Consider the following 4,833-nt stretch of genomic DNA (forward strand, 5'->3'; position numbering starts at 1 on the left):
TAGGAAATGCCATTACAAAATTTTTCACTGATGACAAATATGAAATGAAAACATATTTTGAGCATTCAGGAATTTATGTGGGGAATAACAAGATTTTAGAGTTAATTAATAAAAATGGTAAGGGTTTTATAAGGTTAGCCCCGTCTCCTCGCCACTTTATCACGCCACTAGAGGATGAACAAGAGGGTAACCTCAAAGAAACAGGGGAGATTTTTGTTGCCTGCGATAACGATAATAGGCCGATTGGTTCAGAAAAGGTTATGGAAAATATAGAAAAATTGAAAGTGTCTTTAAAAGAGGCAAAGAATATGACATAATCCCCGCTACGAATTTGTGGTCTGAAGCAAAAGATCAAATCAATTGCCATAAATTTGTGATGTCCTGCCTAGTAGGTGAATTTAGAAACAAATACGAAAGTTTTAAACAACTGGAGGATGTGATCCGCAGTAAATTTCAACGGGGTCTTAAGTGGCTTCCCGTCCTTCCATAGAAAGGGTTTCAATGGCTTACTACAAAAACCAAGAGGACATGTTTAGACAACGGGCAGAAAACAACAAAAAGCAAGGGGATCGCTACTACGCCCAAAGCAAGGAAGCAGAGGTGAGGGGGGATAAAGAAGCCGCCAAAAACTACATGGCACAAGCACAATACCAGTATAAATCCCAAAAGCAAAATGAGGCTAAGGCACAGGAGCATAAGGGTAAGGAGTGGTAGCAAAAGGTAGGGTAGGTTGTCCTTTGCAAGGGTAAGAAAGGTAGGGGATGGGGGAGTTGGTGTATGCGCCTCGCTTTTTCTGTGTGTTTTAAATCTTTTTGAAGTCTTTGGCTGCTTTACAGCCTTAAAGCTTGCTTTTTGTCATAGACAATCTGCTTTTAGTCTTTCTCTAGGCGTTGCGCAAAAAGCCATGCACGGATGGGCTCAATTGTATAGGCTATACGCCAAGTATTGCGGTGCGCGCTTATTTTATCTGTACCTAACAGGCTATTTTTTTGAAACACAGCATAATTGATCGGAGCATTTTGGGCGATCATCTCTTGGCAAGCTTGTTTAAATCGTACTTGATCCCATTTGCCATTCCAAATAGCCTTAGCCACTTTAGCTCTCCTGCGTTCTGATCTCTCTATAATGGCGTTGCTAAATGCAAAGCTACCCATGTCATCGCTGGAGGTGAGCAGCCAAAATTTATCCTGTGCTAGAGGATCACACAAATGCGCATCCCAACGCCCCGCCACTAAAAAGGCACTGGCAAAGAAATGTGGGTATTTGATGAGCAGGGCTATGGACATCATGCAACCCATAGATTGCCCTGTAGTATAGATTCTGGAGGTATCTATGGGATATTTTTGGCTTATCTCTTGAACTAGGTGCATGGTTACATCTAGCATGGCTGAGGCTTGTGAGTTGTCATCAACTACAATTTCATCATATTGCGGGGCGAGCACATAGCAGGGGCGTTTGCGCTGTTCTTCTGGATGTGCCCAAATGAGTGCCCCCAAACCTTGCAACAAGGTAGCCTGCTGTAAAGTACCCGTTGTGCCCGCATCGTGCATGAAAAGCACCAAAGGGAGGGGTTGGTTATTTTGGTGTTTAGGGATAAACAGATTGTAGCGCAAAGTTCTTCGCAAGATTTTATCTTCAAATGTGAAAGCTTTAAAATTCTCTATGATGGGATAAGATACCCTAGAGAGTTTCCATATTTTTTGGCTATTTTTAGTTTCAACAAGTTGCGCTGTGGGGGTTTGTAATTTCAGGGTGTGCCCGGGTTTGCCACCAGCGACAAATTTCTTTTTGTGTTGTGGATCTGGCTTATGGTGTTGGATACTTGTCAATAAAGCTAACTTGGGCTCTTTTAATTTTAAGATCACAAACTTTCCACTGGCTACGCGCTTCTCCCCCCTAGCATCTTGACTGATATAGACATCTGTGATTAAGCGCCCCAACACTTTAAAGTCTTGTTTGTGCACTCTGGAAATCTCTGTGTTATAGGCGATGCTAAGGGTATCTAACTTGGCCCCATCGCCAAAGACATGCACAATACCCAACACTTCTTTAATGGACACTCTATCGTGCCCCAAAAGAGGCACACTGAGCCCCAAAAGAACCTCTGTCCCTTTAATAATAAATGCCCTACGCGACAACAACGCCCAATCCTTGATACTTGATATAAGAGTAACGCAAGCATTGTAGCTTAAAAAAGTTGTTTTCTGTTTTAGAATTTGAGCTTTTAGCATTCAAGATTCTTTAAGCTTTTTTGTGGGACCCTAAGGCTAGGGGTGTGGGGTGGGGATTGGTCTAGGATAAAGCACTAGGATATTCATAAAATTAGGGGGTTTTGATGGTTGTAGATGTTTCAGGTATCCCCTTTCAAGAACTTTGGCACATGCAACTTAGTCAGCAACATATGCAACAGGCATGGGGTGTGCTAAATGTGCGCCAAATTTTAGAAAAATATCATTTCATCGGTTTAGCAGATTGGGAAGAGAAGAAAGGGCAAATTAAAGATTTCTTAGAAGTGATGCGGGTAAATGACATTGTGGCAATCAAACATGGGCAAGCACTCGTTGCGCTCACCCAAGTCATTGGCGGGGCATATGACATTAGAAAAGATCGCGCTCTATGTGTTACTGAAAAAGAAGACCTTTCAGTGGATTGGATGCACTACAGACGACCTGTTAAAATCTTAGCTTGGGCAGGTGAGGGGCAAACAATCCCACAGGGTAGAGGCACGTTAAACAAATGCATAAGCCCGGGGGCAGAAACCTCGCAAATTATTATGGGGTGGTATGAAAAGGTGCAAGAATCCTTAAAAGCTAAAGGTGAGAGGGTTATTTTAGTTTAAAAAATCTCCTATGTTACCCTTTGCAAGGGTGAGAAAGGCGGGGGCTTGCGCAGATTCTCAAATCTAAGAAAATAGCTGTCCTTGTGTTAAAATACCCCTTTGCAAATTTAGGAAAGACCCATGCCCAAACAATACCTCTACCTTGTCCAATCCAGTCTAGAGCCTAGCAAGTGCAAAATTGGTATTACCCATGACCTAAAAAGGCGGCTTAAAGAATACAACAGCGTTACGGGGCAATCACGAGAGAACACTTATCGCTATCTTTTCACTTGTGAAGTGGCTAATATGCGCCAAATCGAGCAGGACATTAAAAACGCTTTTGCCCATTTAAGAGAAGTGCAGACGAGAGAAATCTATTTTTATAACCCTAGCCTTTTTGAGAATTATCTGAGCTATATTAAAGCCCATCCCTTATTTTTAGCCCAAGTGAGTATCCCCCCCCCCCCCCCCCCCCCCCACCCCCCCCCCCCCCCCCCCCCCCCCCCCCCCCCCCCCCCCCCCCCCACCCCCCCCCCCCCCCCCCCCCCCCCCCCCCCCCCCCCCCCCCCCCCCCCCCCCCCCCCCCCCCCCCCCCCCCCCCCCGCCCCCCCCCCCCCCCCCCCCCCCCCCCCCCAGCAAAACGCGCCCTAAAGCCCCTCACCACGCCCAGTCTGCAAGAACGGAGACTTGCAAGAGCTGACATTTTAAACAAGGCGATGCGTGTCAAAAATGACGAGTTTTACACCCGATACGAGGATGTAGAAAAAGAGTTATCCCAATACCCTATAGCAATATGGAAAAATAAAGTCGTATTTTGTAACTGCGATGATGCCATTGGAGAGAATAGAGATTATACCGACTCTAGCGCGTTTGCTCTCTACTTCTTAAAGCACTTCTTCAGACTCAAGCTGAAAAAACTTATCTGCACGCATTATGGCAGTCCGCAAGATTTATTCAACGCCGGCGCACGGGGCTATATTTTTACCAAAGAGGGCGCACACGAGATGAAGCACACCCCGCCTAATTACAATGGGGGGTTTGAAGAGGCGGAGTCCTTAAGAATTTTGAATGAAGAAGCCGACATTGTCTGCACCAATCCGCCCTTTTCGCGTGCCATAGAATATTGGCAGATTCTCATTAAGAGTAAAAAGAAATTCATTATCCTCTCCAATGTTACACTCCCCATCAGCACCGCTTGCATTCCCTATTTTGCACAAAATAAGGTAAGACCGGGTTTTCATAGCGTGTATTGGTATTTAAACCCCAAACGCCAATTAGTGCGTGCAGCCGGGCATTTCTTTACAAACTTTGTTATTAAAAATAGACCCAATACCGCAAGACTAAAACTTATGCCTCTTGATCACATCCCCGACACCTATAAAAAATTTGATGACAACGGGGTGTTGCTGGTGGATCATAGCTATATCCCTAGCGACTATACTTTGCCCTTTGCGGTGTCGACTAATCCTATTTTAAACGGCGTGCTGGAGTGTGGGTTTAAAATCGCGCAACTAACGCAATATCACCCCTACATTGATGGCAAGGAAAAGTTTAAAAGGGTTTTAATTTGCAAAAAGTGAGGGGGTGGGATTTTTTGAGCTTTCTTTATAGAGCATAGAGACATCAATGCCACCAAGAATATCTTAAGGGCGGGGTAAAGTCTCTTGGACTAGGAACTAGCCTTGCAGATTCTAAAATGCAAAGCTTTTCGAGCTTAAGAAACGCTGATTTCTGTTAGTTGGGAAGCTCCTCCCTTTGGGGAGGGGCGGTTCACCCTAGTATTGGGCAAAAAACCTTGATACACAAGCACTTTGGCTGTTAGGGTGGTCTATAACTACTTTTTAGAATACCGCCAAAAACAATACGCACAAGGCATTAGAGGAAATTACTTTAGCATGCAAAAGGTGCTCACTACTCTCAAAAAACAAGAGACTTACACTTACCTAAACGAATGCAACTCTCAAAGCTTGCAAGTGGTATTAAGGCAACTAACTATAGCTTTTGATAAATTCTTT

5 protein-coding genes and 2 pseudogenes are annotated in these 4,833 nt (G+C 44.4%); 6 read left to right on the top strand and 1 reads right to left on the bottom strand.

The window, feature by feature from the left end:
* Window positions 1-317 (top strand): annotated as a pseudogene (locus FNE76_RS08330) (hypothetical protein); the annotation flags it as partial.
* Window positions 318-501: 184 nt separating this feature from the next.
* A complete protein-coding gene (locus tag FNE76_RS07845) occupies window positions 502-714 on the top strand; it encodes a hypothetical protein (RefSeq protein WP_185963036.1) in 213 nt (70 codons plus the stop codon).
* Window positions 715-872: 158 nt separating this feature from the next.
* Here the strand turns inward: FNE76_RS07845 and FNE76_RS07850 are convergent, their stop codons facing one another.
* Window positions 873-2,141: an alpha/beta hydrolase-fold protein gene (locus FNE76_RS07850; protein WP_162983128.1), complete on the bottom strand. Its 1,269-nt coding sequence runs from the start codon at window positions 2,139-2,141 to the stop codon at window positions 873-875.
* A gap of 194 nt (window positions 2,142-2,335) precedes the next feature.
* Here FNE76_RS07850 and FNE76_RS07855 point away from each other — a divergent pair, with 194 nt between their 5' ends.
* The 4 genes and pseudogenes from FNE76_RS07855 to FNE76_RS07870 form a co-directional block, all read left to right on the top strand.
* Window positions 2,336-2,839, top strand: a complete 504-nt coding sequence (locus FNE76_RS07855) for a pyruvate kinase (protein ID WP_120948816.1) — start codon at window positions 2,336-2,338, stop codon at window positions 2,837-2,839.
* A gap of 120 nt (window positions 2,840-2,959) precedes the next feature.
* Window positions 2,960-3,469 carry a GIY-YIG nuclease family protein gene (locus tag FNE76_RS08795; RefSeq protein WP_143928483.1) on the top strand — a complete coding sequence of 170 codons (510 nt, stop codon included), beginning with the start codon at window positions 2,960-2,962 and terminating at the stop codon, window positions 3,467-3,469.
* A gap of 65 nt (window positions 3,470-3,534) precedes the next feature.
* The gene (locus FNE76_RS07865) at window positions 3,535-4,398 is read left to right on the top strand and encodes an adenine-specific methyltransferase EcoRI family protein (RefSeq protein WP_235895375.1); all 864 of its coding nucleotides are present in this window, start codon (window positions 3,535-3,537) and stop codon (window positions 4,396-4,398) included.
* Window positions 4,399-4,598: 200 nt separating this feature from the next.
* A pseudogene (locus FNE76_RS07870) lies at window positions 4,599-4,833 on the top strand (helix-turn-helix domain-containing protein); the annotation flags it as partial.

The organism is Helicobacter mehlei (genome assembly GCF_007280785.1).
Taxonomy (GTDB): Bacteria; Campylobacterota; Campylobacteria; order Campylobacterales; family Helicobacteraceae; genus Helicobacter; species Helicobacter mehlei.

Excerpts from the sequence above, each read along its gene's own strand:
- FNE76_RS08795 (WP_143928483.1), top strand. The coding sequence starts at position 2,960 with ATGCCCAAACAATACCTCTACCTTGTCCAATCCAGTCTAGAGCCTAGC.
- FNE76_RS07865 (WP_235895375.1), top strand. The coding sequence starts at position 3,535 with ATGCGTGTCAAAAATGACGAGTTTTACACCCGATACGAGGATGTAGAA.
- FNE76_RS07845 (WP_185963036.1), top strand. The coding sequence starts at position 502 with ATGGCTTACTACAAAAACCAAGAGGACATGTTTAGACAACGGGCAGAA.
- FNE76_RS07855 (WP_120948816.1), top strand. The coding sequence starts at position 2,336 with ATGGTTGTAGATGTTTCAGGTATCCCCTTTCAAGAACTTTGGCACATG.